A 265-nucleotide genomic window follows, 5' to 3' on the forward strand; every position below is an offset into this window, starting at 1 on the left:
CCGGCAGCCCCTGCGTGACATCGGCGATCGACTGGCCGTTGTCCGGCGCGAACGCGTCGACATAGACGAGCGACTTCACCTTGTCGTCGTTGCCCGCATCGCTGGTCACGACGCCGGCCCACGAATGGCCGACCAGCACGACAGGCCCCTTCTGCTCGTCGATCGCGCGCTTCGTCGCGGCGGCATCGTCGGCGAGCGAGCTGAGCGGATTCTGCACCGCTACGACATGCAGGCCGCGCGCCTCGAGCAGCGGAATCACGCGGTT

Annotated in this window: 1 protein-coding gene; it reads right to left on the reverse strand. The window is 68.3% G+C overall.

Features of this window, described 5'->3' with window-relative positions:
* Positions 1–265: alpha/beta fold hydrolase (locus SB816_RS32390; RefSeq protein ID WP_410548296.1), on the reverse strand; the 265-nt coding region annotated here is incomplete at both ends.

Origin of the sequence: Achromobacter sp. SIMBA_011 (assembly GCF_046535435.1) — a bacterium.
GTDB lineage: Bacteria > Pseudomonadota > Gammaproteobacteria > Burkholderiales > Burkholderiaceae_B > Achromobacter > Achromobacter dolens.